25 protein-coding genes, 2 tRNA genes and 1 other RNA gene are annotated in these 24,113 nt (G+C 70.0%); 14 read left to right on the forward strand and 14 right to left on the reverse strand.

Features of this window, described 5'->3' with window-relative positions; all coding sequences use genetic code 11:
- Positions 1-134: 134 nt before the first annotated feature.
- A complete protein-coding gene (locus tag LZG04_RS00115; protein WP_233812176.1) occupies positions 135-1,052 on the forward strand; it encodes a trans-aconitate 2-methyltransferase in 918 nt (305 codons plus the stop codon).
- On the forward strand, positions 1,049-1,228 hold the full coding sequence (locus LZG04_RS00120; RefSeq protein WP_233812177.1) for a hypothetical protein: 180 nt from the start codon (positions 1,049-1,051) through the stop codon (positions 1,226-1,228). The genes LZG04_RS00115 and LZG04_RS00120 overlap by 4 nt, the downstream gene beginning before the upstream one ends.
- Positions 1,229-1,997: 769 nt before the next feature.
- Here the strand turns inward: LZG04_RS00120 and LZG04_RS00125 are convergent.
- The 4 genes from LZG04_RS00125 to LZG04_RS00140 form a co-directional block, all read right to left on the reverse strand.
- The gene (locus LZG04_RS00125) at positions 1,998-2,552 is read right to left on the reverse strand and encodes a hypothetical protein (protein WP_233812178.1); all 555 of its coding nucleotides are present in this window, start codon (positions 2,550-2,552) and stop codon (positions 1,998-2,000) included.
- Between the two features lie 81 nt (positions 2,553-2,633).
- Entirely contained in the window at positions 2,634-3,944 is a 1,311-nt protein-coding gene (locus LZG04_RS00130; protein WP_233812179.1) for an AarF/ABC1/UbiB kinase family protein, read from the reverse strand.
- Between the two features lie 86 nt (positions 3,945-4,030).
- The gene (locus LZG04_RS00135) at positions 4,031-5,041 is read right to left on the reverse strand and encodes a ThiF family adenylyltransferase (protein WP_233812180.1); all 1,011 of its coding nucleotides are present in this window, start codon (positions 5,039-5,041) and stop codon (positions 4,031-4,033) included.
- A gap of 130 nt (positions 5,042-5,171) precedes the next feature.
- Positions 5,172-5,327, reverse strand: coding sequence for a DUF5679 domain-containing protein (locus LZG04_RS00140; RefSeq protein ID WP_015098458.1), 156 nt, complete (start codon positions 5,325-5,327; stop codon positions 5,172-5,174).
- A gap of 203 nt (positions 5,328-5,530) precedes the next feature.
- Here LZG04_RS00140 and LZG04_RS00145 point away from each other — a divergent pair, with 203 nt between their 5' ends.
- Positions 5,531-6,058: a M48 family metallopeptidase gene (locus LZG04_RS00145; RefSeq protein WP_233812181.1), complete on the forward strand. Its 528-nt coding sequence runs from the start codon at positions 5,531-5,533 to the stop codon at positions 6,056-6,058.
- Positions 6,059-6,108: 50 nt separating this feature from the next.
- Here LZG04_RS00145 and LZG04_RS00150 read toward each other — a convergent pair whose 3' ends face one another.
- Positions 6,109-7,425: a zinc-dependent metalloprotease gene (locus LZG04_RS00150; RefSeq protein WP_233812182.1), complete on the reverse strand. Its 1,317-nt coding sequence runs from the start codon at positions 7,423-7,425 to the stop codon at positions 6,109-6,111.
- 81 nt (positions 7,426-7,506) lie between these two features.
- On the opposite strand from LZG04_RS00150, the gene LZG04_RS00155 reads away from it, so the two are divergent.
- Positions 7,507-8,592 carry a PDZ domain-containing protein gene (locus tag LZG04_RS00155; RefSeq protein WP_233812183.1) on the forward strand — a complete coding sequence of 362 codons (1,086 nt, stop codon included), beginning with the start codon at positions 7,507-7,509 and terminating at the stop codon, positions 8,590-8,592.
- On the opposite strand, the gene LZG04_RS00160 is transcribed toward LZG04_RS00155, so the two are convergent.
- Complete coding sequence (locus tag LZG04_RS00160) at positions 8,589-9,131, reverse strand: PPA1309 family protein (protein WP_233812184.1); 543 nt, start codon at positions 9,129-9,131, stop codon at positions 8,589-8,591. The two genes, LZG04_RS00155 and LZG04_RS00160, sit on opposite strands and share 4 nt — an antisense overlap.
- 129 nt (positions 9,132-9,260) lie before the next feature.
- Here LZG04_RS00160 and LZG04_RS00165 point away from each other — a divergent pair, with 129 nt between their 5' ends.
- The 3 genes from LZG04_RS00165 to LZG04_RS00175 all read left to right on the forward strand — a co-directional run bounded on the left by LZG04_RS00165 (position 9,261) and on the right by LZG04_RS00175 (position 12,633).
- Entirely contained in the window at positions 9,261-12,242 is a 2,982-nt protein-coding gene (locus LZG04_RS00165; protein WP_233812185.1) for a UPF0182 family protein, read from the forward strand.
- A 94-nt stretch (positions 12,243-12,336) separates the two neighbouring features.
- A tRNA-Met gene (locus tag LZG04_RS00170) sits at positions 12,337-12,413 on the forward strand.
- Between the two features lie 146 nt (positions 12,414-12,559).
- Positions 12,560-12,633, forward strand: a tRNA-Met gene (locus LZG04_RS00175).
- A 52-nt stretch (positions 12,634-12,685) separates the two neighbouring features.
- Here LZG04_RS00175 and LZG04_RS00180 read toward each other — a convergent pair.
- Positions 12,686-12,883: a hypothetical protein gene (locus LZG04_RS00180; RefSeq protein ID WP_053717392.1), complete on the reverse strand. Its 198-nt coding sequence runs from the start codon at positions 12,881-12,883 to the stop codon at positions 12,686-12,688.
- Between the two features lie 394 nt (positions 12,884-13,277).
- On the opposite strand from LZG04_RS00180, the gene LZG04_RS00185 reads away from it, so the two are divergent.
- The 5 genes from LZG04_RS00185 to smpB all read left to right on the forward strand — a co-directional run bounded on the left by LZG04_RS00185 (position 13,278) and on the right by smpB (position 17,160).
- Complete coding sequence (locus LZG04_RS00185; RefSeq protein ID WP_233812186.1) at positions 13,278-13,778, forward strand: PadR family transcriptional regulator; 501 nt, start codon at positions 13,278-13,280, stop codon at positions 13,776-13,778.
- Between the two features lie 51 nt (positions 13,779-13,829).
- Positions 13,830-14,930, forward strand: coding sequence for a peptide chain release factor 2 (gene prfB / locus LZG04_RS00190; RefSeq protein WP_233812187.1), 1,101 nt, complete (start codon positions 13,830-13,832; stop codon positions 14,928-14,930).
- Positions 14,931-14,997: 67 nt separating this feature from the next.
- Positions 14,998-15,687 (forward strand): cell division ATP-binding protein FtsE, encoded by a 690-nt coding sequence (ftsE, locus tag LZG04_RS00195; RefSeq protein WP_230572826.1) that lies wholly within the window; start codon positions 14,998-15,000, stop codon positions 15,685-15,687.
- A gap of 53 nt (positions 15,688-15,740) precedes the next feature.
- Positions 15,741-16,643: a permease-like cell division protein FtsX gene (gene ftsX, locus LZG04_RS00200; RefSeq protein WP_233812188.1), complete on the forward strand. Its 903-nt coding sequence runs from the start codon at positions 15,741-15,743 to the stop codon at positions 16,641-16,643.
- Between the two features lie 40 nt (positions 16,644-16,683).
- Complete coding sequence (gene smpB, locus LZG04_RS00205) at positions 16,684-17,160, forward strand: SsrA-binding protein SmpB (protein ID WP_233812189.1); 477 nt, start codon at positions 16,684-16,686, stop codon at positions 17,158-17,160.
- Between the two features lie 15 nt (positions 17,161-17,175).
- Here the strand turns inward: smpB and LZG04_RS00210 are convergent, their stop codons facing one another.
- Together LZG04_RS00210 and LZG04_RS00215 are read right to left on the reverse strand one after the other, a co-directional pair.
- Positions 17,176-17,820 (reverse strand): response regulator transcription factor, encoded by a 645-nt coding sequence (locus tag LZG04_RS00210; protein ID WP_233812190.1) that lies wholly within the window; start codon positions 17,818-17,820, stop codon positions 17,176-17,178.
- The gene (locus LZG04_RS00215; RefSeq protein WP_233812191.1) at positions 17,808-19,055 is read right to left on the reverse strand and encodes a sensor histidine kinase; all 1,248 of its coding nucleotides are present in this window, start codon (positions 19,053-19,055) and stop codon (positions 17,808-17,810) included. Before LZG04_RS00215 ends, LZG04_RS00210 begins: the two co-directional genes overlap by 13 nt.
- Positions 19,056-19,221: 166 nt before the next feature.
- Between LZG04_RS00215 and ssrA the strand changes: the two genes are divergently transcribed.
- Positions 19,222-19,594, forward strand: a transfer-messenger RNA (tmRNA) gene (gene ssrA / locus LZG04_RS00220).
- Positions 19,595-19,747: 153 nt separating this feature from the next.
- Here ssrA and LZG04_RS00225 read toward each other — a convergent pair.
- Together LZG04_RS00225 and LZG04_RS00230 are read right to left on the reverse strand one after the other, a co-directional pair.
- On the reverse strand, positions 19,748-20,557 hold the full coding sequence (locus LZG04_RS00225) for a hypothetical protein (protein WP_233812192.1): 810 nt from the start codon (positions 20,555-20,557) through the stop codon (positions 19,748-19,750).
- On the reverse strand, positions 20,554-20,805 hold the full coding sequence (locus LZG04_RS00230) for a hypothetical protein (RefSeq protein WP_233812193.1): 252 nt from the start codon (positions 20,803-20,805) through the stop codon (positions 20,554-20,556). Before LZG04_RS00230 ends, LZG04_RS00225 begins: the two co-directional genes overlap by 4 nt.
- Before the next feature lie 528 nt (positions 20,806-21,333).
- Between LZG04_RS00230 and LZG04_RS00235 the strand changes: the two genes are divergently transcribed.
- Complete coding sequence (locus LZG04_RS00235; protein ID WP_233812194.1) at positions 21,334-21,666, forward strand: PadR family transcriptional regulator; 333 nt, start codon at positions 21,334-21,336, stop codon at positions 21,664-21,666.
- 25 nt (positions 21,667-21,691) lie between these two features.
- On the opposite strand, the gene LZG04_RS00240 is transcribed toward LZG04_RS00235, so the two are convergent.
- The 3 genes from LZG04_RS00240 to LZG04_RS00250 all read right to left on the reverse strand — a co-directional run bounded on the left by LZG04_RS00240 (position 21,692) and on the right by LZG04_RS00250 (position 24,091).
- Positions 21,692-22,303, reverse strand: coding sequence for a hypothetical protein (locus LZG04_RS00240; RefSeq protein WP_233812195.1), 612 nt, complete (start codon positions 22,301-22,303; stop codon positions 21,692-21,694).
- A gap of 700 nt (positions 22,304-23,003) precedes the next feature.
- Positions 23,004-23,639 (reverse strand): alpha/beta fold hydrolase, encoded by a 636-nt coding sequence (locus LZG04_RS00245; protein WP_233812196.1) that lies wholly within the window; start codon positions 23,637-23,639, stop codon positions 23,004-23,006.
- Positions 23,636-24,091 carry a hypothetical protein gene (locus LZG04_RS00250; RefSeq protein ID WP_233812197.1) on the reverse strand — a complete coding sequence of 152 codons (456 nt, stop codon included), beginning with the start codon at positions 24,089-24,091 and terminating at the stop codon, positions 23,636-23,638. Before LZG04_RS00250 ends, LZG04_RS00245 begins: the two co-directional genes overlap by 4 nt.
- Positions 24,092-24,113: the final 22 nt, after the last annotated feature.

A 24,113-nucleotide genomic window follows, 5' to 3' on the forward strand; every position in this document is an offset into this window, starting at 1 on the left:
AGGCAGCGGCCCGCTCTCACCGTCCCGCGGCGGCGAGAGCGGGCCGCTCCACTTCCACCCGCTTGCCGAACCGCTCGCCGACGCGGCGGCATTCGGGTGGGAGGGTCGGACCTCGCGTGGGTACGGTGCGACGTGTGGCAGCTCACTCTCACAACCACGCCCATGCCCACACGCACGACGGGATCGACTGGTCGTCCCGCTTGACCTTCCTCCGGCAGGCCGACGAGCTGGACGCCGAGTCGCGACGGGTGGTCGCGCGCAGACTCGTCCGCACCCTGCCCGACCAGCCGACCGTGCTGGACGTCGGGTCCGGCGCGGGCGGGATGAGCGTGGCGTTGGTCGAGGCCCTCTCCGCCCGGGGCGGCGGCACCGTGGTCCTGGTGGACGCGGTGCCCGAGCTGCTGGACGCCGCCACGACCGCCGCCCGCTCAGCCGCCGCTTACGAGACCGACACGACCACGGCGACCGTGCGCGTCCGGCCCGTGCTCGCCGACGTGGCCACCGAGCGGTTGGTGGAGATCGCCGGGCCGGCTCAGTTGGTGTGGGCGTCGAACGTCGTGCATCACCTCCCTGACCAGCGTGCGGCTGTGTCGGCGTTGATCGAGGCGGTCGCGCCGGGTGGGTGGTTGGCGCTCGCCGAGGGTGGGTTGAGCGGCAAGTTCCTCCCCTTCGACCTGGGTGTCGGTGAGCCGGGCTTGCAGGACCGGCTGATCGCCGCGCGTGCGGAGTGGTTCGTGCGGATGCGGGAGAACACGGCCGGGTCGGTGCGCATGCCCGGCGGCTGGAACCTCGCTCTCTCCGAGGGTGGTCTGGTGGACGTGACCGCCTTCAGCTACCTGGTCGACCACCCCGCACCGCCCAAGCAGGCGGTGCGCGACTGGGCGGTGAACCAGCTGAGGTGGTACTTCGAGGTCGCGGGTGACGTGCTGCACCCCGCCGACCGCCGCACGGTCAAGCAACTGCTCGACTCGCAGGACCCCGCGTTCCTCGGGCTGCGCGACGACGTCTTCCTGCTGACCACCAACACCGTCTACCTGGGCCGCAAGCCGTGACCGACGCGTGCGCCCGGTGCGGTCGGACGCGCTCGTCCGTCACCGACCCGGCCCAGTTGCTGGCCTGGGTGCGGGAACGGGAGCTCGGCGCCGACCGGTGGTTGTGCCACGTGTGCGCGCGGGAACACGTCCGCGACATCGAGGGCAAGTTGCCCTCGGACTACTGGGCCAACTGACCTCGATTGAGGGTGACGCGAGCCGGCTCAGTGCCTTGTGGGCTGGAGCCGGTTCGCAACCAGGTGTGGTGGTACTGCCTTGGGTGGTTCTGCGATCGCCGGTGACCCTGTGGATGGGTTGGCGGGCGGTGAGGTGTTGGTGGTTGGGGTCGGGTGGGTTCAGCGGGATGGAGTCGCTCGGGTGGCGGGGCAGGGGAGGGTTCTGGGGCACCTCTGGCGGCCTCGTGGGTGGGTTGATGGCTGGGCGTTGATGCTGGTGGATCGGGTGTGGTGCCGCCAGGGCGGGTGGCAGCGGTGAGATCGGTTTGCGACCGAGTGCGGTGGTGAGGCCCGGGTGGTTGTGTGGTGCCGGTGACCTTGCGGGTGGGTTCCTGGCTGGTGTGGTGAGTGCTGGTGGTTGTGATCGCGATGTTGTGTCGCCGGGGGTGGGTGAGCCGGGGTGGTTGTGTCGTGTCCGGCGGAACTTGGAGGTTGGGTGGTGGTTGGGGTCGGCATGTGGTGTTGCCAGGGGTGGGTGTGGTGGGGGTGGAGTGGTTCGCTGCCGCTACCCGGGGTGTGACCCGGTTGGCGGTGAGGTCGGGGTGCGGTGTTTGGCGACCTTGGGTGGGTGGTGGCTGGTGCGGTGAGGTGTTGGTTGTGGGTGGGAGGAGGGGCGTGAGGCGGGGGAGGGGCGGTGGAGTGTGGCCGCGTTGGGGTTGCGGGGTGGTTGGTGAGGTGTTGGTGGTGGGGCCATGGCGGTTGAGGGTGTGGTGGTGAGGGGGGTGAGTGGTTAGTGGAGGAGGGCGGCGAGGAGTTGCAGGGTGGTTCTGGGGGTGGCGGTGCCGCGTTTGCTGCCCGCGTTCAGTTCCCTGGTCAAGGTGGGGATGGTGCACAGGCCCGAGCGGACGGCGGTGGCCAGTAGGTGGTGTTGGCGCAGCGGGTCCGGTTCGTGGCGGGCGGCGTCCAGGGTGGCGCGGGTTGGTTCGGCCAGGCGCAGGCCCTGGTGGTGGACCACGGTTGGTGGGCGGGTGGTGCGTTCCAGCAGGACCTGGTCGGCGCACGAGCGGCGGGTGGTGGCCGGTTGGAGCAGGTGGATCCGCGGTGGGGGCGGTAGGGCGTCAAGACCTTGGGCGTTCAGGGCGTCGATGCCGGTGACCACGGCGTCCGGGCCCGCGTAGGCCAGGGCGGCTCGCAGGCGTTCGGCGCGGGTCGGTGGGCCGGCGCCGAGCAGCACGACGCCCGGCAGGATGCGCTGCCACGGGCCGCCGGGGCGGCACTTCAGGTCGATGGCGTAGGCCGGGACGCCGGCCGCTCGCAGGTCCGCTGCCTTGATCACTTGGTTCATGGGACCGATCCTCCGGGGGTTCCGGGGGAGGTGCCATGGGGTGTGGGTGATCTGTGGACAAGTCGCGAACCTGTGGACAACTCAGTCGTCGAAGCCCGGTTGCCAGCGAGCGACGATGGCCCTGGCCTGCACGTTCGCGTCGAGCTGGCAGAGGATGCCCGTCGCGCCCAGCGTCACCCTGTGGATAAGTAGGTACTGCGGGGGCAGGTTCAACGACCTTCCCGTTTGCGAATCGGGGCTGCGGAGGTCACCGACGCGCTCCGCCTGCCGCTGGAGCCACCGGCGGGTGAAGTGGAACGTCTCGGTCCGCAACGGCTCGACGAACGGAGCCAGGTAGCTGAGCACGTCCTCGGCGTGCAGCTCGGTCCCGGGACGGATGAACCGCTCCGACCGCAGCAGCTCCACCAGGTCCCCCGACCGACCGTCCAACGCCAGCCTCGTCATCAGGCCGAGCGTCTTGGGCAACCCGTCGGGCAGCCGGGCGACCGCGCCGAAGTCGAGCACGCGCAACCGGCCGTCCGCGCCGAGCATGAAGTTGCCGGGGTGCGGGTCGGCGTGCAGCAGGCCCGACCGGCTCGGCGCGGAGAAGTGGAACTCCGACAGCAACTGACCCGCCAGGTCGCGCTCGTCCCGTTCACCCTCACGGATGATCTTCGACAGCGGCGTGCCGTCGGTCCACTCGGTGACCATCACCTTCGGCGAGCTGGCCACCACCCGCGGCACGAGCACGCGGTCGTCGCCGTCGAACGCCTTCGCGAAGACCCGCTGGTTGTCCGCCTCGGTCCGGTAGTCCAACTCCTCCAGGTACCGGTCCCGCAGCTCCTCCAACAACGGCTTGACCTCCGCCCCGGGCATCACCGCCTGCAACACGCGGCTGAACCGCAGCAGGGTGTTGAGGTCGCTCTGCAACGCCTCGTCCGCGCCCGGGTACTGCACCTTCACCGCCACGTCACGGCCGTCGTGCCACACCGCCCGGTGCACCTGGCCGATGCTCGCCGACGCCGCCGGCGAGTCGTCGAACGACGCGAACCGCTTCGCCCACCCCGAGCCCAACTGCTCGGCCAGCACGCGGTGCACGGTGCGCGCGGGCATCGGCGGCGCGGCCGTCTGCAGCTTGGTCAGCGCCTCCCGGTACGGCTCGGCCAGCTCGTCGGGCACCGCCGCCTCGAACACGCTCAGGGCCTGGCCGAACTTCATGGCACCGCCCTTGAGCTGCCCGAGCACCGCGAACACCTGCTCCGCGGTCTTGGCCGACACCTCGGCGCTGACCTCCTCGGAACTGCGGCCTGCCAGGCGCTTGCCCCAGCCGCCCACCACCCGGCCCGCCACCCCGAGCGGGAGGCTGGCCAGCTTGGCGGTGCGCTGCACGGCCTTGCGCGGGATTTCGCTCACCCGGTGATTCTCCTCCCGCCGGTCCACGCGGTCGCGGTGGTTCACGCCCCTGCCACAAAACCTACACAGCCCCACCTGAGGAGCGGTCAGGTCGCGGAACGGCACTCGCAGCGCGGGTGCACCGGCGCGATCCGGTGCTCGACCACCCCGGCGAACGCGTCCACCTCCAGCGTCGCGTCCCAGGTGGGCGGTCTGGTCCCGGACGGCTCGGACCGGTCCAGCGCCAGCAGCGCCTGCCCGACCGCCACCCCGGCGGTCGCCGTCACGGTGGCCAGGTCGGCGTGCTGCGGCCGGTCGACCAGCTGGGCCGCGATCATCGGCCACGCCGGGTCCTCATCGGCCTGGTGCCGGTCCGCGCACCTCAGGCAACTGCTGCGACCGGGCACGACCAGCGGCCCGACCACCCCGAGACCCTCCCGGACCCGCACGGCCAGGTGCGGCGTGCCGTCCACGACCAGCCGGTGCAGCAGCTCCGGGGCGGGCACCAGGGCGTCGGCCAGCACCACCAGGTCGGCCGCACGCCCCACCGGCCGCACGGTCCCGCACGCCCGCCGCACGGCATCCTGCGCGGCCTCGGCGCGCGGTCGGCCGACATCCGCTTCGAGATACCCCGATCCGGTGTCCTCAGGCCCGACGCGGCCCCGCGCGATCACCCGAACGTGTGCCACTCCGGAGGCCGCCAGGAGGGCGGCGACGGTCACCGCGAGCCGGCCCTCGCCGTGCACGACCACCGACCGGGCGGCACGGGCGGCGGGCAGGTCGACGGCGTGCCGACGGGTCCGCAGCGCCCACCCGGTCACCTCGGCGGTCAGCCGGGGGTGCGGCACGGGCACGGACTCCTCGACCAGCCCGGCCTGCGTCAGACCGTGCAGCACGCCGGCGAGCTCGGCCGCCTGCCGCCCGTGGTCGGCGAGACGTTCGCGCAGGTCGGAGAGGGTGTGCCGGCCGTTGAGGCCGAGCAGCAGGGACGCCATGGGTTCCGGCACGTCCTCGACCAGCATGGCGTGCCGCGGGTCCGTGCCGATCTGCACCACGTCCTCCCGGCGGCGCAGCAGCGGCAGGCCGGGCAGGACCCTGGGGCGGTTGGGTAGATCCACACCGGCAGCCTGCCCGGGGCGGCCGGTTCGGCAAAACGGCTGTCCACAGGCTTGCCGGTTGTCCACAGAGGCCGCGAAGGGCCTTGACGGGCGGCCGGGCGACCGCGAGGGCCCGGCCGCCCGTCGGCGATCAGACCTTCGCCTTGCCGAGGATTCGGGTCACCGTGGTGCCGCAGACCGGGCACTTGCCCTTGGCCATCCTGCGGTTGTTGCTCTCGTGCACCTCGCCCGTGAAGTCGCGCTTCTCACGGCACTTGACGCAGTAGCCGTTGTAGGTCTCGGCCACGGCTTCCTCCTCGCTTCGAGAGTGCGGGGCGATCTGCGCCACACTCGGGGGTTGCGCTGAACGCTACCTCCGGGAACGCCCCTCCGCTGCACGCCGCGTCGAGCGTGTCCAGCCGCCTTTCGGTGGAACCTGCTGGTCCGTTGCTCCACAGACCGCCGCTTGGCGGCCGCGGATTGTCGGTCCCTGGCCTTACCGTGAACGCCATGCCCGAACCGCAGGTGGAGGTGCGGCGCAGCGCCCGGCGCCGTCGCATGGTGAGCGCGTACCGCGAGGGGGACACGGTCGTGGTCCTGCTGCCGGCTCGCATGAGCAAGAGCGAGGAGAAGCACTGGGTGGCGGAGATGCTCAGCCGCCTGCAGCGCAGCGAGACCCGCAGGCGCTCACCCACGCGGACGTCCGACGCCGCGCTGCTGGCGCGGTGCGAGGAGCTGGCGGAGAGGTACCTGGACGGGGTGCGGCCGAGCAGCGTGCGGTGGGTGCCGCCGATGCGCACGAGGTGGGCGTCGTGCACGCCGAGCGAGGGCACGATCCGGATCAGCGAACGGCTGCGCGACGTGCCCGCGTGGGTGCTCGACTACGTGCTGGTGCACGAGCTGGCGCACCTGGAGGTGCCGGGGCACGGCAAGGACTTCTGGCAGCTCGTGCACCGGTACCCGAAGTCGGAGCGGGCCATCGGGTACCTGGAAGGGCTGTCGGCCGCGGCGGGCCTGGGGATCACCGAGGAGGACTGAGGGCTCCCGCGAGGTCGCGAACGGGCGCGACCTCGCGGGGTGGCAGGTCGCTAGGCGCCCTCGGGCTTGTCCTCGTCGTCGCCCTTGGCGTCCTGGTCACGCAGGGTGCGCTCCAGCTCGGCCATCGGGTCCTCCAGCGCCTTGCGCGTCTGGCCGAACCGCTCGGCGAACTCCATCGGGTCGTCCAGGTCCTCCGCCGAGGGCACCAGGTCGGGGTGCTCCCAGACGCTGTCGCGCTGCTCGATGCCGTGCTGGTCGGTGAGCAGCTTCCACAGCGCCGCCGCCGAGCGGTGCCGGCGGGGCCGCAGCTCCAGGCCCACCAGCGTGGCGAACGTCTGCTCCGCCGGCCCGCCGGACGCACGCCGCCTGCGCAGCGTCTCCCGCAGCGCCTCGGCACCGGGCAGCCGCTCGCCGACCGCCTCGTTCACCACCACGTCCACCCAGCCCTCGACCAGGGCCAACAATGTCTCCAGGCGGGTCAGCGCGGCCTTCTGCTCGGGCGTGGTCTGGGGTTCGAGCATCCCCGACTTCATCGCCTCTTCGATGCTCGCCGGGTTCGCCGGGTCGATCTGGCCGGCCAACTGCTCCAGCGCCGAGGTGTCCACGGTGATGCCGCGGGCGAACTCCTCCACCGTGTCCAGCAGCCGCTGCCGCAGCCACGGCACGTGGCTGAACAGCCGCTGGTGCGCCGCCTCGCGCGCGGCCAGGAAGACCAGCACCTCGCTGGTCGGCCGCTCCAGGCCCTCGGTGAACTTCTCGATGTTCTCGGGCAGCAACGCCGCGGTGCCTTCCGGCCCGAGCGGCAACCCGACGTCGGTCGACGTCAGCACCTCCGCGCCGAGCTGCGCCAACGCGCCGCCCAACTGGGAGCCGAACGCCATGCCGCCCATCTGCCCGAGCATGGACAGCAGCGGTCCGGCGGCTTCCTTCGCCTCGGCGGGCATCGCGTCGACCCACGCGCCGGACACGCGCCGAGCCACCGGGTCGCACAGCCGCTGCCACGTCGGCAGCGTGCGCTCGACCCAGTCGCGCGCGGTCCAGCCCTGGGTCGTGCGGGCGCCGGCGGGCAGCGCCGTCACCGGGTCCAGCCACATCTCGGCCAGGTGCACGGCGTCGGCCACCGCGCTGCCCTGGTCCGGTCCGAAGCCCGTGCCACCCTTGCCGGCGAGCTGCTGGAGGGCGATCTGCTTCGCGAGGTCGTAGTTGACCGGCCCGGACGACGTGCCCGCGTTGCTGAACATCGCACCGAGTTGGCTCAGCATCGCGCCGAGCTGGTTGAAGTCGAAGGGGTTCTCCCCTTGGTCCCCGGGTTTGCGGTTGCGGTCGTCGGGGTCCTGCGGGCTGAACCCGAAGGGCAGGTCACTCATGGGTCCACGGTACGCGGCACGGCAGGCCCGCGTGGGACCGGTTCGCCGGCAGCGTGACGCCTTGGTCGTACCCTGTCGGGCGTGACCGAAGGCACCGACACCGTCGTGGACCAGGCACCAACCCCACCGCACGCGCCGCGGCGCGGCCTGACCCGGCGGACGTGGACCCTCGTGGTCAGCCTCACGGTCGTGCTGGCCCTCGGCCTGCTCGGCGGGTTCGCGCGCGTGCCGTACGTCGCCCTGGGCCCCGGGCCGACCTACGACACGTTGGGCCAGGTCAACGGGGGTGACGTCGTGTCGGTGGAGGGTCAGGAGACCTTCCCGACCGGCGGTAAGCTCACCATGACCACGGTGTCGCTCACCGACGACGTGTCGCTGTTCGGCGCGCTCGGCCTGTGGGTCAGCGGCCGGTACGCGCTCGCGCCGCGGGAGGAGTTCTTCCGGCCCGGCGAGTCCGAGCAGCAGGTCCGCGACCAGAACGTGAAGGCGTTCCAGGACTCGCAGACCAGCGCCGAGGTGGCCGCGCTGCGCTACCTCGGCTACCCCATGAAGGTCGTCGCCGCCGAGATCACCAACGGCAGCGCGGCGGCCGAGGTGCTGGAGCCCGACGACCGGCTGCTCGAGGTCAACGGCAAGCAGGTGACCAGCGCCGACGACGTGCGCTCGGCGCTGGAGACCACCAAGCCGGGCGACCGGGTCCCGCTGACCTTCGAACGCGGGTCCGAGCGCAAGACCGCCACCGTCGCGCTCGGCAGCGCCGAGGGCCGCGAGACGGGCTTCCTCGGCGTGCTGCCGCTGGACCGCGCGGACGTGCCGTTCGAGATCAAGATCAGCCTGACCGACGTCGGCGGCCCGTCCGCCGGCCTGCTGTTCGCGTTGTCGATCGTCGACAAGCTGACCCCCGGCGAGCTCAGCGGCGGCCAGTCCGTGGCGGGCACCGGCGAGATCAACGACCGGGGCGAGGTCGGCCGCATCGGCGGCATCGGGTTCAAGATGGTGGCCGCCCGCGAAGGCGGCGCCACCGTGTTCCTCGTGCCCGCCGGCAACTGCGACGAGGCCGAGCAGCACGCCCCGGAGGGCATGCGCCTGGTCAAGGTGCAGAAGCTGGACGACGCGGTGCAGTCGCTGGAGTCGCTGAGCAAGGGCGGCGACGCGCCCGGCTGCTAGGGGCGCAGCGTCTCGAGCAGGGCACGCGTGAGGTTCGGGGCGAGCTCGGGGTGCGCCACGACCTCCTCGGGCACCTCCACGTTGCCCCGCAGCCGCAGCACGCACGCCGCCGAACCGTCCCGCAGCACCGCCGCCACCAGCCTCGCCTCCCGGCGCTGGGGGTGCTCGGCGGCGAACCTGCGCGCCTGCTCGTCGTCCAGCTCCTGCTCGGTGAGCTGGGCCTCGGCGTCCGGCGGCAGCACGACGATCTCCTGCGCCAACGCGCACCCGTGCACGACCTCGGGCCACACGATGCCCGCCAGCGCGCGGTCCAGCTCCTCGTCGGGCAGCGAGTCCTGCGCGATCGGCGTCAACGGCGAGGTGTCGGGGTCGAGCTGCCCGGCCAGCTCCGGCTGCTGCGCCAGCAGCTCGGCCGTCGGGACCAGCGCGAACAGCTGGGTCGGCTGGTTCCAGCCGCCGGTGGACACGAACTCCTCGACCTCGCGGGCGACCTCGGGCAGCACCACGGGTGGCGTTTCACTGGCTGACACGTGCGCCATGGTCGCACCTGCCCCGGCCGAGTCGACAACCAGATGCGGAAGGCAAGACCGAACGGGGAACCCTGGGCGGCCTCCGTAGAGTTGGACAGAACGTACGAACGCCACTACCGCGATCCAGGAGCGTGCCCCGTGGCCACACGGCCCCCGGTCGGACTGCCCAGGCTGTCCCGTCGCAGCCGGATTCTGCTCATCGTCGGTGCGGTGGTCCTGGTCGGTCTGATCACCGGCTCAAGGCTGCTCGGCACCTACGTCAACTGGCTCTGGTTCGGCGAGGTCGGCTTCCGCAGCGTCTACGGCACGGTGCTCGCGACCCGGTTCGGGTTGTTCCTCGCCGTGGGTCTGCTGGTGGGCGGCCTCGTCGCGATCAACCTCATCCTCGCCTTCCGCACCCGGCCGGTGTTCGTGCCGGTGTCCGGGCCCGACGACCCGGTGGCCCGCTACCGGGCCGTGGTGACCAGGCGGATGAAGCTGTTCGGCATCGGCCTGCCGGTGCTGGTCGGCCTCATCGCGGGTACCTCGGCCCAGGGCGACTGGCAGGTCGTCCAACTGTTCTTCAACGCCACCTCGTTCGGCGTGAACGACCCCGAGTTCGGCCACGACATCGGCTTCTACGCCTTCCAGCTCCCGTTCTACACGTGGGTGCTGTCGTGGCTGTTCATCGCCACGGCGGTGGCGTTCGTCGGCGCGGTGGTGGCGCACTACCTGTTCGGCGGCATCCGGCTGGCGGGCCGCGGCGGCCAGCTGTCCGGGCCCGCGCGCACCCACCTGGCGATCGTGGCCGGCGTGTTCATCCTGCTCAAGGCGGTCGCGTACTTCTTCGACCGGTACACGCTGCTGTTCTCCGAGCGCAGCGACAAGTTCAACGGCGCGAGCTACACCGACCTCAACGCGGTGCTGCCCGCCAAGCTGATCCTGCTGTTCATCGCGGTCTTCTGCGCGATCGCGTTCTTCGCCGGCGCGGTGCTGCGCAACCTGCAGCTGCCCGCGATCGCGACCGTGCTGCTGGTGCTGTCCTCGATCCTGGTCGGCGCGGCGTGGCCCGCGGTGCTGGAGCAGTTCTCGGTGCGCCCGAACGCCATCGAGAAGGAAGCCGAACCCATCGCCCGCAACATCGAGGCGACCCGGCAGGCCTACGGGCTGACCGACGACAAGGTGGAGAGCAAGCCGTACGCGGGCAAGCAGAACGTCTCGCTGGACGAGCTGAAGAACGACCAGGCCACCGTCGGCAACGTCCGGCTGCTCGACCCGGCCGTCATCTCCAAGACGTTCACCCAGTTCCAGCAGCTGCGGCCGTTCTACGCGTTCCCGGAGAAGCTCGACGTCGACCGGTACAAAGTGGACCAGCAGCTCCAGGACTACATCGTCGCGGTCCGCGAGCTGAACACCGCGGGCATCCCGCAGGGCCAACGCGACTGGATCAACCAGCACCTCATCTACACCCACGGCAACGGCATGGTGTTCGCCGAGGCCAGCAAGGTGAACTCGCCCGCGGACGAGGGCGGCAACGGCGGCTACCCGGTGTTCGAGGTGGCGCAGGTCGGCCAGGACGGCAAGATCCAGCCCGGCCCGTTCGGCGTGCAGCAGCCGCGCACCTACTTCGGTGAGCTGGGCGGCCCGGCCGACTACGCCATCGTCGGCGGCCGCGGCGAGGGCGCGCCCGGCGAGTACGACACCGACGGCTCGTCCTACACCTACACCGGCAAGGGCGGCGTCCGCATCGGCGGCCTGTTCAACAAGGTGGTCTTCGCCGCCGCCTACGGCGAGCGGAACATCCTGTTCAACTCGGCCATCGGCGACGACTCGCGGATCATCTTCAACCGGCACCCGCGCGACCGCGTCGAGGCCGTGGCGCCGTGGCTGACCGTGGACGGCGACCCGTACCCGGCGGTGGTCGACGGCCGCATCACGTGGATCGTCGACGGCTACACCACGCTCGACAACTACCCGTACGCGCGCCGCACGGCGCTGGGTGACGCCACGAACGACTCGCTGCCGGGCGTCGCGCAGCAGCCGGATCGGGAGATCAGCTACATCCGCAACTCGGTCAAGGCCACTGTGGACGCCTACGACGGCACGGTGACGCTGTACGAGATGGACACCAAGGACCCGGTGCTGAAGGCGTGGATGGGCGTCTTCCCCGGCACGGTGAAGCCCAACAGCGAGATGTCGCAGTCGCTGAGGGAGCACCTGCGCTACCCCGAGGACCTGTTCAAGGTGCAGCGCGAGATGCTGTCGGAGTACCACGTGGACAACCCGCGTGACTTTTACTCCGGCGTGTCGTTCTGGTCCGTGCCGTCCGACCCGACCATCGACAACGCCACCACGGTCGAGGCCCAGCAGCAGGGCGTGCAGCAGCAGCGGGACCGGCAGCCGCCGTTCTACGTGCTGGCGGGCGACCCGACCGGTGACGCGAACAAGGTGAGCTTCCAGCTCACCAGCGCGTTGGTGCGGCTCAACCGCGAGTTCATGGCGTCGTACGTGACGGTGAGGTCCGACCCGGACAACTACGGCAAGATCAGCGTGCTGACGCTGAACAACGAGGCGAAGGGTCCGCAGCAGATCCAGACCACGTTCCTGACCAACGGCGAGGTCAGCGGTGAGCTGAACCTGCTCACCCAGCGGCAGACGAAGGTCGTCTACGGCAACCTGCTCACCCTCCCGGTGGGCGGCGGCCTGCTCTACGTCGAGCCCATCTACATCGAGCGGGCCAGCCAGAACACCCAGTTCCCGCAGCTGTTCAAGGTGCTGGTCAGCTTCGGCGACAAGGTGGGCTACGCGCCCACGTTGAGCGAGGCGATGGAGGAGGTGCTGTCCGGCTCGTCGGCGCAGGTGCCGCCGCAGGACAACAACGGCCAGCCGCCGTCCTCGACGCCGTCGACCACGCCGACCGCGCCGAACGACGGGCAGGGCGGCACGGAGCTCCAGCAGGCCGTGCGGGACATCCAGTCGGCCCTGGCGCGGGTGAAGTCGGCGCAGTCCAGCGGTGACTTCGCCGAGCTCGGCAACGCCTACAAGGCGCTGGACGAGGCGACGAAGAGGTTCGAGACGGCGAGCGCGGGGTCGACCCAGACGCCGTCCACGAGCCAGCCGACGCCGACGCCGACCGGCTGACCTGCACTGACATCGCGATCGGGTGGCCCTGGACACGTTCCGGGCCACCCGATTTGCGTTCCGGTTAACCAGGGGCGTACAGTTCTAAATGCAGCGCGGGGTGGAGCAGCTCGGTAGCTCGCTGGGCTCATAACCCAGAGGTCGCAGGTTCAAATCCTGTCCCCGCTACCACTGAATGGCCCCCGGAGTTTCGACTCCGGGGGCCATTCGCGTGTCGCGTGGTCAACGGTGTGCGCAGCCGGTCCGACGTGCTGCGATGCCCGTTGGGGGACCCCGGTGAAAAGTGGTTTTCGGAGCGTGTATAGTTGTTCTTGCAGCGCGGGGTGGAGCAGCTCGGTAGCTCGCTGGGCTCATAACCCAGAGGTCGCAGGTTCAAATCCTGTCCCCGCTACTACGCGAAAGGCCCCCGGGAAACATCCCGGGGGCCTTTCGCCTGTTCGTGCTCAGGTCATGTTCTCGGCCCAGTACTGGGCGCAGGTGAGGGAGCAGACCCGGCCCTCGCCGCTGACCGTGCGATGCCGGCGGATCTGCTTGCCGCACACCATGCACTCGTCCTTGCCCGCCTGCTCCGGGATGGTGCCGGACGCCCAGGCGCGGGCGTTGCGGACCACCTTCGTCCCCGTCGTCCATTTGATGCCCACAGCTGACCTCCCAGTCGAACGAGCACAAGTCGAACGGACACCCGCCGTAATGGTCCCACCACCCGACGTATTTGCCACCTCGAGAGGACGACATCACCGGGTTGTGCTATCGGGCGAGGGGACCGGTGGGGCGGGTCGGACGCGGCGCGTGACCCCGCGCTGCCGTTCGAGTGAACGCAGAAATGCGGTTTCCCTTGCCCCTCAATGGATTTCCACTTCGCGTGGACAAGCCGGGTCAAGCGGCCGAACGCGTGGCGTTGATCAGCGGGCGGTTACGCACCGATGCTTTGCGTTGCTCCGCTTGGCCCAACTCCGCTAGCCCGTGATCAGCCACAGTGGACAGAACGGCTGACCATTGTGGACAGCGGCCGGTGAGCGTGGCACCGTTGGAGGTGTGTCGGACCTGAATGCGACGGCGGCCGCCCTGCTCGGGCTGCTGCACGACGGACCCAAGACCGGTGGCCAGCTCGTGGCTGAGGCCGGAGAGCGCTTCGGCGCGTTCTTCAGCGTCACCCGGAGCCAGGTCTACCGCGAGCTGCCCGCGCTGGCGGACGCCGGCCTGCTGCGCCTCGGCAAGCAGGGCCCGCGATCGAGCCAGCAGTACGTGCTGACCGCGGCGGGCAAGAAGGCGTTCAAGAACTGGCTGCTCTCCGAGCCGGGACCGGACCACCTGCGCAGCCCGCTGATCCTGCGGCTGGTGCACGCGGGCTCGCTGACCGCCAAACAGCGGCAGGCGCTCGTGGACTCCGCCCGCGCGAGCTACGGCGCCGAGCAGGAGGCCGCCAAGATGGCGGTGAAGACCGCCGAGGACGCCTACGCCAAGGCGGTCGCCGAGTTCGGCCTGGCCCACGCCAAGGCCGTGCTCAAGCTGCTCGACGCCATCCCCACGGCCTGAAGCGCGCGCACCGGTCGCACTCCGCGACCGGTGCCGGCGTAATCTTGGGCCGTGAATCCCGACGTCGAAGCAGACATCAAGGACCTCTCCGCCACGCTCGCGAGCATCGAGGCGGTGATGGACCTCGACGCGCTGCGCGCCCAGGTCGCGGAGCTGGAGCAGGCGGCGGCCCGGCCGGACCTCTGGGACGACCAGGAGGAGGCGCAGAAGGTCACCAGCCAGCTCTCCCACAAGCAGGGTGAGCTTCGCCGGGTGACGAACCTGCGCGACCGGCTGGAAGACCTGTCGGTGCTCTACGAGCTGGCCGAGGACGAGGGTGACGCGGGCAGCCTCGCGGAGGCCGACACCGAGCGCGCGAAGCTGCGCGACGAGATCTCCTCGCTGGAGGTCCGCACGCTGCTGTCCGGCGAGTACGACGAGCGCAACGCCCTGGTCACGATCCGTGCCGAGGCGGGCGGCGTCGACGCGGCCGACTTCGCCGAGATGCTCCTGCGGATGTACTCGCGGTGGGCCGAGCGGCACGGCTACGGCATCGACGTGTTCGACACCTCCTACGCCGAGGAGGCGGGCATCAAGTCCGCCACGTTCCGCGTCACGGCCCCCTACGCCTACGGCACGCTGAGCGTCGAGCAGGGCACGCACCGGCTCGTGCGCATCTCGCCGTTCGACAACCAGGGCCGCAGGCAGACGTCGTTCGCCGGCGTCGAGGTGGTGCCCGTGGTCGAGCAGACCGACCACGTCGACATCGACGAGAAGGACCTGCGGGTCGACGTCTACCGCTCCTCCGGCCCCGGCGGCCAGGGCGTGAACACGACCGACTCGGCGGTCCGCCTGACGCACATCCCGACCGGCATCGTCGTCTCCTGCCAGAACGAGCGCTCACAGCTGCAGAACAAGGCCACCGCGATGGCCGTGCTCCAGGCCAAGCTGCTGGAGCGCCAGCGGCAGGAGGAGCAGGCCAAGATGGACGCGCTCAAGGACACCGGGTCGAGCTGGGGCAACCAGATGCGCTCCTACGTGCTGCACCCGTACCAGATGGTCAAGGACCTGCGGACCGAGCACGAGGTCGGCAACCCGTCCGCGGTGCTCGACGGTCAGATCGACGACTTCCTGGAGGCGGGCATCCGCTGGCGCAAGCAGCACCAGTCCTGATCGGTCAAGCCCCCATCCGGCGGGCGAGACGAGGGCTTTACCCGGCCCGCGAGTACACTCGCGCCTCGTGATTCGCCTCGAACACGTGTCCAAGGTCTACAAGAGCTCCGCGCGTCCCGCGCTCGACAACGTCTCCGTCGAGATGGACAAGGGCGAGTTCGTGTTCCTCATCGGGCCTTCCGGTTCCGGGAAGTCCACGTTCCTGCGGCTGCTGCTGCGGGAGGAAGTGCCCAGCAAGGGCCGCGTGTACGTGTCGAACTTCGACGTGGCCAAGATGTCCCGGCGCCGGGTCCCCCGCCTGCGCCAGTCCATCGGCTGCGTGTTCCAGGACTTCCGGCTGCTGACCAACAAGACCGTGGCGGAGAACGTCGCGTTCGCGCTCGAGGTGATCGGCAAGCCGCGCAACACCATCGTCAAGGTGGTGCCCGAGGTGCTGCAGCTGGTCGGCCTCGACGGCAAGGCGGACCGGATGCCGCACGAGCTGTCCGGTGGTGAGCAGCAGCGGGTGGCGATCGCCCGCGCGTTCGTCAACCGGCCGCTGGTGCTGCTGGCCGACGAGCCGACGGGAAACCTGGACCCCGACACCAGCCAGGACATCATGTTGCTGCTGGAGCGGATCAACCGCACCGGCACGACGGTGCTGATGGCCACCCACGACCACTCCATCGTCGACTCCATGCGCCGTCGCGTGGTCGAGCTGGACAACGGCCGCATCATCCGCGACGACGCGCGGGGTGTTTACGGCGTGGGCCGCTGAGCCCGAGACCGCCGGACCCCCTCATCCCCCGACCCTGAGGAACGTTCCCCCCGATGCGTACCAGCTTCGTGTTCAGCGAGGTCGTCACCGGCCTGCGCCGGAACGTCACGATGACCATCGCGATGATCCTCACGACCGCGATCTCGCTCTTCCTGCTCGGTGTCGGCCTGCTGGTCGTCAACATGGTGGGCAAGATGCAGGACGACTACCTCGGCAAGCTCGAGGTGGCGGTCATGCTCACCAACGACATCAGCGTCAACGACAAGGACTGCACGCAGCAGCCGTGCTCGAGCCTGCGCAGCCAGCTGGAGACCACGTCCGGGGTCGAGACGGTCGTCTACGAGAACCGCGACAAGGGCTACGAGCGGTTCAAGAAGGTCTTCGAGTCGCAGCCCGAGCTGGCGAAGCTGGCCCGTCCCGAGGCGATCCCGGCGATGTTCCGGGTCAAGCTGGAGGATGCGGAGCGGTCCGACGTGATCGTGCAGGCGTTCACCGGCAAGGCGGGCGTGAAGAAGGTCGACGACCAGCGCGAGGACCTCGACCGGCTGTTCGGGTTCCTCAACGGCGTGCGTGACGCGGCGCTGGCGCTCGCGCTGCTCCAGGCGTTCGCGGCGTTGATGTTGATCTCCAACACGATCCAGGTGTCGGCGTTCACCCGGCGCACCGAGGTCGGCATCATGCGGCTCGTCGGCGCGACCCGCTGGTACACCCAGCTGCCGTTCCTCATCGAGGCGGTGGTCGCGGGCGTCATCGGCGCGGTCGCCTCGATCGGGCTGCTCGTGGTGACGAAGGTCTTCCTGCTCAACCGGGTGCTCGGCGAGCTGTTCCAGGCGAACATCATCCCGGAGGTGAGCATGGTGGAGATCCTCTTCCTCTCACCCATCCTGGTCGGTGTGGCGATCGCGATCTCGGCGCTGACCGGCTACGTCACGCTGCGCCTCTACGTGCGCCTGTAGGTTCCGATAACCGCTGGCGCGCTCACGTAAGGTTGCGGTCATGGTCAAGGAACGCGGTCAGAAGGTGATCGCGTCGAACCGCAAGGCTCGGCACGACTACACCATCCTCGACACCTACGAAGCCGGTGTCGTCCTCGTCGGCACCGAGGTGAAGAGCCTGCGCATGGGCCGGGCGTCCCTGGTGGACGCCTTCGCCCAGGTGGACGACGGCGAGATCTGGCTGCACGCGCTGCACATCCCCGAGTACGTGGCCGGCACCTGGACCAACCACGAGGTGCGCCGCAAGCGCAAGCTGCTGCTGCACAAGAGCGAGATCGAGCGGCTGATCGGCAAGACCAAGGAGAGCGGTCTGTCGCTGATCCCGCTGTCGATGTACTTCAAGGACGGGTACGTCAAGGTCGAGCTCGCCCTGGCGCGCGGCAAGAAGTCCTACGACAAGCGGCAGGACCTGGCCAAGCGGGACGCGCAGCGGGAGATCCAGAGGGCGCACGGCCGCGCGCTGAAGGGCCGCTACTGACCGGGCGGCCCGGGATCAGCCCAGGTTGAGGTAGGCCAGCACGGCGCGGACGCGGCGGTGCTCGCTGGTGCTGGGCTCCAGGCCGAGCTTGGCGAAGATGTTGCCCACGTGCTTCTCCACCGCGCCGTCGGACACCACCAGCGAGGCCGCGATGGCGGCGTTGGACAGGCCCTCCGCCATCAGGCCCAGCACCTCGCGCTCACGCTGGGTGAGCGAGTCGACCGGGTTGCGCTTGGCGCGGACCATCAGCTGCGTGATGACCTCGTGGTCGATGCTCGTGCCGCCCTCGGCGACCCGGCGCACCGCGGCCACGAACTCCGACACGTCGGCCACGCGCTCCTTGAGCAGGTAGCCGACGCCGTTCGCGCCGCCGGCCAGCAGCTCGACCGCGTAGCGCTCCTCCACGTACTGCGAGAGCACGAGCACCGGCAGGTTCGGGATGCGCTTGCGGGCCTCGATCGCCGCCCGCAGGCCCTCGTCGGTGAACGTGGGCGGCATCCGCACGTCCACCAGGGCCAGGTCGGGGCGGTGCTCCTCGATCGCGGCGAGCAGCGCGTCGCCGTCCTCGACCGCCGCGACCGTCTCGATGCCCTCGTCGGCCAGCAGGCGTTGCACACCCATCCGCAGGAGGACCGAGTCCTCCGCGATCACCACGCGCACGGCAGCTCCGTTCGGATCACGGTCGGCCCGCCGATCGGGCTCACCACGACGACCACGCCGTCAATCGTCGCAGCACGGTCCGCCAGGCCCGCGAGGCCACCACCCGGGCGCACCTCCGCGCCGCCGCGACCGTTGTCGGTGACCTCCACCACCACCGAGTTCTCCGTGCGCGAGACCTGCACGCGTGCCTGCGTGGCGCCGGAGTGCTTGGCGATGTTCGTCAACGACTCGGCGACGGTGAAGTACGCGGTACTCTCCACGGCTGTCGGCGGGCGCGGCTCGACGTCGACCTCCACCTCGACCGGGATGGGTGACCGCGCGGCCAGCGACGACAGGGCCGCGTCCAGGCCACGGTCGCCCAGTACCGACGGGTAGATGCCGCGGGCCAGGTCGCGCAGCTCGGAGATGGCGAGCTTGGCGTCGGCGTGCGCCTCGGCGATGAGCTCGCGGGCCGCGTCCGGGTCGGACTCCATCTTGCCGCGCGCCCGGCCCAGGCCCATGGCCACGGCGACCAGGCGTTGCTGCGCGCCGTCGTGCAGGTCGCGTTCGATGCGCCTGCGCTCCGCCTCGGCCGCCTCCACGCCGCGGGCCCGGCTGGCGGACAGGTGCTCCGCCTTCGCCTCCAGCACGTCGTAGCGCGACGGGCCGAGCAGCGACTGGGCGAGCAGCGCGTGCCCCCTGCCGAGTGCCTTGAGCAGCCGGTACGCCAGCACGCCGAGCAGCAGGCCGAGCGCGCTCACCGGCAACGCCTTGGCGAACGAGTCGATCAGCCACAGCGTGCCGTCCGGCAGCGTCACCTCCCACGTGGCCGGCAGCCAGTGCAGGTAGAACGGCAGGAACACGGTGCCCAGCACGGCCGACCACAGCGCCACCGTGAGCGAGAACTCCAGCGCGCCCAGCGGCAGCATGATCAACCAGTACGCGAAGTCGCGCCACGTCGCCGGATCCTTCGCGAGGGCCTTCGCGCGGGCGGTCACGCCCTCGGGCAGCGGGCGGTACGGCCGGGGGATGTCGACCCCGAGCGCCGCCCGCAACCAGACCCGTTCAGCCGACGCCGCACCGCGGGCCAGCGCCATCGTCAGCACGCCCAGGGGGATGCCCACCCAGATGACGGCCGTGCCGACGCTCACCGCGCCCAACGTCACCAGCAGCACGAACCAGAAGATGCCGGTGACCAGGTTCAGCAGGAAGTACCCGCTGATCCGGCCGATGTTCGGGTTGACCCGCGTCGCCATGTTCCCCACCTTCACGCCCGATGTACCCGTCCAGCATCGCTCGAACGGGTGGCCGGAACCATCAGGTCCGCCGGTGGGCGAGGGGTGGGGACAGCCCTACCAACCTAATCGGAATGAACCACGGCGGTCGGGGGGTTATGCTGTGCTGGAGCAAGACCCACGACACGGGGGTGAACGGTTTCGACTTTGTGCGTTGATTCAAGGGAAGCGTGCCGGTGCAGGCGAGAGACCACCGCAAGCGTCATCGCAAACCAATAAGCGCCGAGTCTAACGACCAGCGCGCGTTCGCCCTCGCCGCCTGAGGCTAGGAGCGACGCTGTCGGCCCGGAGGAGCCTCCGCTCCGGTCGCCGGCATCAGCTAGGAGGCTCACCACCGTTCCCGGCCACGGGGAACGGTCGGGACACCCACAGTGGCTGGGCTCATCACGGTGACTTGTCCGCGTGATCACCGGAGCCGAGTAGAGATGTAGCGGACTGCGCACGGAGAAGCCTTGATGAAGCGGCAGAGGACCCGGGTTCGATTCCCGGCACCTCCACTCGCTCTGGGCGAGGTGTGTCCGCGGAGAGCGCGGACCACCTCGCTCGTCGTGTTTTCCGGGGGTGCGACCCCCGGGCCCCGCCCGGCGGGCGTTGCCCCCGGACCCCCATCCGCGTGGTTGCGTTGGGTCCGCCGGTGGTGGGGTTGGGGCGTGTCAGGGTTGGTCGCAGTGCTCGGTCGCGGTGTGCAGTTCGGCGCGCAGGTGCTCGGCCTGGTGCTGCGCCTGGACCCGCAGCCGTGCCAGTTCGGCGTACTGCCGGGCGTACGGCTCCTGGTGGTCGCGCAACCAGGCGGCCAGGTGGTCGCGCCGGAGCTTCAGGGTGATCAAGTACGCCCGTTCCCGCGTCGACAGCAGGTCGCGGGCGAGTTCGCGAGCCCGGGCCAGGTGCGGGCCCCTTGTCGACAGCAGGCGCCTGGCCGCCATCAGCGCCGGCACGTGTCGCGCGGGCTGTCGCGAGTGCAGGCGCGACAGGCCGGTCGCGTGCAACAGGTCGACGGCCGTGGTGCGGTCGCCATCGGGTGCCAGCATCAGGCCGAGCACGTGGACGAGCTTGTGCTCCTCACCGCGGAAGCGGGCGGCCCTCACGTGCTGCCACCGGGCCCACCACGAGTAGGACCAGTTCCGAACGGCGGTCGTCGCCAGGTTCACGAGGTACTTCCGGCGGGCCTTCCCCGTCAGCTCGAGCAGCTGACCGCGCATCTCCTCCAACCACACGCCGACGCGGTCGTGGGGGAACCCGACCGCGACGGCCGTCAGCACCCAGTGGCCGCTTCGCCGGTGCAGGGCTCGGACGCGGTGCCAGAGCACGAGCCCGACGGTGGCGAGCGACCACAGCAACCACGATCCGAGCCCGACGGCCAGGGGCACCCACAGCGAATCGCCGAGCGTCGCGCCGATCGCGAGCCCCAAGGGCAGCGCCGCCAGGGACGCGAGCCTGAGGCACCGCTGGACCTCTTGGTTCACCGGCTGTTCCGCGCCGGCTCGAGCGACCGCGGTTCTCCTCGCTCCGGTGTCCTCGGGGGTGGGATCCGAGGCTCGGGGCTGAGCAAGCGCACCAGCTCGACCAGGCGTTGCCACGGTTCGCTGCGTCGGGTGCAGATCGCGAACGCGACGACGCTGACGCCACCGACCGCGAGCACGAGCAACGCCGAGGTGAGCGACCACAGCAGGCCGGTCGACAGCGTCGCCGCGGCGAAACCGCCGAGTGCCAACGGTCCCGGCAGGCGAGCGCCCCGGCGTAAGCGGGCTCTCGCGGGTGGCGCAGGGTGTCGGCGCTGGCGCCGTGGGTTGGTCATCGCTGCGGTTACCTCGGGGGCGGGGGCAGCGCTTCGGCAACCGTGGATTGCTTCCGAGCTGCGGTGATGAGGGAAATGTCGGTGCCAGGTGCTAGACCATCCATCGGCGGGGTGCGTGGTGCCCATGAGGCAGCCCGGCTGCCGACGCTGTCTTGCATCTGCGAGGAAATTTTATGGTCTAGATCTTTCTCATCATAGGGTCGTCACCCGAAAGTGTGGCGGAAGGTAGCGATGGGGCGACCGTCCGGGATCCGTCGCGTGCGGGGGTTCCGGTTAGGGGTCTATCCCGAACGGGCGGTTAGTCCATCCGTGTGGCGTGATGCACCGTCTCTGTGGCACGCCAGGTCACAGTGCTAGGCCGTTCACCCAGATGAGCTGCACTGAAGGGTGGTTCGACGCACACCACTGTCCCCAGGCGCTGCTACGCCATATAGGGTTCACCCCGTGCCAGCACTGCGGATGACTGTTCAAACGCAGGCAGTCCTTCATGCCCTCCTCGCCGATCCGACGGCGGAGTTGTACGGGCTCGAGATCGCTGAGCGCACGAATCTGTTGCCTGGAAGCACCTATCCGATCCTGACCAGGCTGCTCGAAGCCGGCTGGATCAAGGATCGATGGGAAGAGGTCGATCCGCACGACGAACGAAGACCGCGCAGGCGCTACTACCGCCTGACCGAGGACGGCGCGGCATCCGCTCGCGAAGCACTTCGCAAAACGACGAAGAGCCTGGCTGAATCGCTTCCGATCTGGAACGCCACGGTCGAGGGCACTTCGTAGTCCGAGTCCCGAGGCCGATGGCACCCTAGCGATCCCCTCGGGCGAGCTCCCGATCAATCAGCTCGTTCACCATCAGCGCGATGTGCGCGATCTCCAGCAGCAAGGCTGCTTCCTGCGCGGTGCAGCGACGGTGAGGCGCGGCGGGCCTCAATTGCGTCTGCTCCACGAGGAAGTCCTCGCACCGGGTCGCCAGCCATTTGGCTCGACTCACGAGTTCCGGGTGGCGTGGTTCGCTGACGAAGTGGTCGAGCAGTCGGGCGCTGAGGCGCAACGTCGAGCAGTGCGCCTTGAGCCGGTACCACTGTCGTTCGTCGGCAGGCCAGATCGGCGCCGGGGACCGGAGCGCGGCGTTGATCGGTCCGAGTTGCCGCCTCACCGCCCTCAGGACCGCTCGCTCCGCGGCACCGCGCAGGAGGCCGGGCAATGAGCGGATCACGTCCGTGGTGAGTTCTCTTCGGGCGGTGGGGTCGAGCACGGCGAACTGGCTTTCCAGCTCCGGTACCCAGAGGGTCGCTTCCCGGCTGGGCAGCAGGGGTGCTATCAGCAACAGCGGCAGTGGGTAATGCGCCGCCGGGTAGAGGCGCAGAACTCGCGCGAACCGCACCGCGTAGACGGCCGCGGTCAAAGCGGTGAACAATCTGATGTTCGTCGTGCCACGGGTCAAGGTAAGGGCCGATCGTGCTCCGGCAACCATTCGACGACCGGTCGCGAACCCTTGCCACGTCCCCCCGCAACCCACCGACCATATGCGCTGGCGCGGTACAACAGTGGGCTGCGCAGTCGCATGTCCTGCTCGTGGGGGTGGCTCCAGCGCGCTACGACACACCCTTGTTTCCGGAGCGCCACCACAATGACGTAGATTTGGGCCGGGCTCATTCCCGTCCGGCTGGAAAGGGTGGCGGCCGACATCTCTCGAGTCGGAGTCGCGGCGAGCACGTCGAGAACGCGACGGGCAGCTTTCCGGCGTTGCCAGAACATGAGCAAACTCTACCTATTCGGTCACTGATGTTCTCAATATAGGCTAGTGGTTCACCCGATGAGCCTATTCGGCTGGAACTGGTCGGGTCGAACGATTCGGGCGCTTTGGTCGGCGAGCGGACTCGCGGGTGCGCCGAGTGGATCCCAGTGTTCAGTCCGGCCGATGGGTGAAGCTCGGGTCATCTGAACACTCTGAGCATTACTACTGCCCAGTCCGCAAAGAATGACAACGCTGTCGCCTCACTCGAAAGGGTGAGGCGACAGCGTTGAGTGAACAGCGGATTGTTGTGATGTCCTGATTTTTGCGGGGAGCAGTGGGTGCGAGCGGTCGTGCGACCCGCCGGGTGCGCCGCTCGTCGTCAGGGGTGATCCGCTCGCCGAAGTCGGCTGTCGGCCAGGTAGTCGTTGATCAGGGTGGCGACGAGGGCCGGGGCTTCGCGGGCCATGGCGTGGGTGGTGTCCAGGCGGGTGATGGTGATGTTCGGTGGCAGGGTCTCGAGGTCTCGGGACAGACCTCGTTGGTAGGGCTCGAACAGGGCTTGTCCCGGCATCGGTCTGGTGGCCAGGGCCAGCAGCACGGGGCAGCGCAGGGCGCGGAAGACCTCGAAGCAGTCGAGGTCTTCCAGGGCCTGTTGGAGTTCCGGTTGGCCGTAGGCGCGGAATTGTTCGCGCAGGGTTGCGATTTCTTCTGCAACGGCGGCGGGGTCCAGGTAGCGCTGCGGTTGGGTTGGCACGCCGTGGCCGTCGAGGTCGATCACGGCCGGGCACTCCGGGTGCCGCCGGCCCCAGAGGGCGGCGACCATGCCGCCCATGGACATGCCCAGCACGGCCGGGTTGTCGGTGGCGTGCGGTTCGATCCGGTCCAGGACCGACTCCCAGTCCCACGGGCCCGTCACCGACAGCGGGACCACGTCGTGGCTGCCGTCCAGGGCGGCGATGACCGGATCCCAGTCGGCCGGGGAACCGCCCGCGCCGTGCAGTGCCAGCACCCTCATCTGCCCAACCTCGCTCTCACCGAGGCGACGGTCACGCCGCCGCCGTCCGAGTCGCGCTCCAACTTCCCGCGTCGCACCAGGTCGTGGACGCCCTGCTTGGTGACGCCGAGCATCGCGCCGGCCACCGAGTACGAGACCGACCGCGCGGCCGGGTGGCCCATCCGCCGCGCCACGACCTGGCCCAACGGCGTGCGCCACCAGTCGGCCGGCGGGTCGAACGGCTCGTCACCGGGGTACAGCGCGCCGATCAGCCGGGCGATGGCGTGCACGGCCGCCGCCTCGTCGTCCCCCTCCATGGCCGCGGCCAGCCGCCCGGCCACCTCGTCGGCCCGGGACGGCAGGTCGCCGACGTCGTCGAAGAGGATCTCCAACGGGTCCAGCAGCCGGGTGCGGATGATCGTGGCGATCTGCTCGGCGAGCAACGCGACCACCTCCTTGACGCCTATCGTCAAGTACTTGACGGTCAGCGTCAAG

It is taken from the genome of Saccharothrix sp. S26, from assembly GCF_021390395.1.
Lineage (GTDB): Bacteria > Actinomycetota > Actinomycetes > Mycobacteriales > Pseudonocardiaceae > Actinosynnema.

Excerpts from the sequence above, each read along its gene's own strand:
- LZG04_RS00125 (WP_233812178.1), bottom strand. The coding sequence starts at position 2,552 with ATGAACCAAGTGATCAAGGCAGCGGACCTGCGAGCGGCCGGCGTCCCG.
- LZG04_RS00145 (WP_233812181.1), top strand. The coding sequence starts at position 5,531 with ATGCCCGAACCGCAGGTGGAGGTGCGGCGCAGCGCCCGGCGCCGTCGC.
- LZG04_RS00150 (WP_233812182.1), bottom strand. The coding sequence starts at position 7,425 with ATGAGTGACCTGCCCTTCGGGTTCAGCCCGCAGGACCCCGACGACCGC.
- LZG04_RS00160 (WP_233812184.1), bottom strand. The coding sequence starts at position 9,131 with ATGGCGCACGTGTCAGCCAGTGAAACGCCACCCGTGGTGCTGCCCGAG.
- ftsX (WP_233812188.1), top strand. The coding sequence starts at position 15,741 with ATGCGTACCAGCTTCGTGTTCAGCGAGGTCGTCACCGGCCTGCGCCGG.
- smpB (WP_233812189.1), top strand. The coding sequence starts at position 16,684 with ATGGTCAAGGAACGCGGTCAGAAGGTGATCGCGTCGAACCGCAAGGCT.
- LZG04_RS00215 (WP_233812191.1), bottom strand. The coding sequence starts at position 19,055 with ATGGCGACGCGGGTCAACCCGAACATCGGCCGGATCAGCGGGTACTTC.
- LZG04_RS00245 (WP_233812196.1), bottom strand. The coding sequence starts at position 23,639 with ATGAGGGTGCTGGCACTGCACGGCGCGGGCGGTTCCCCGGCCGACTGG.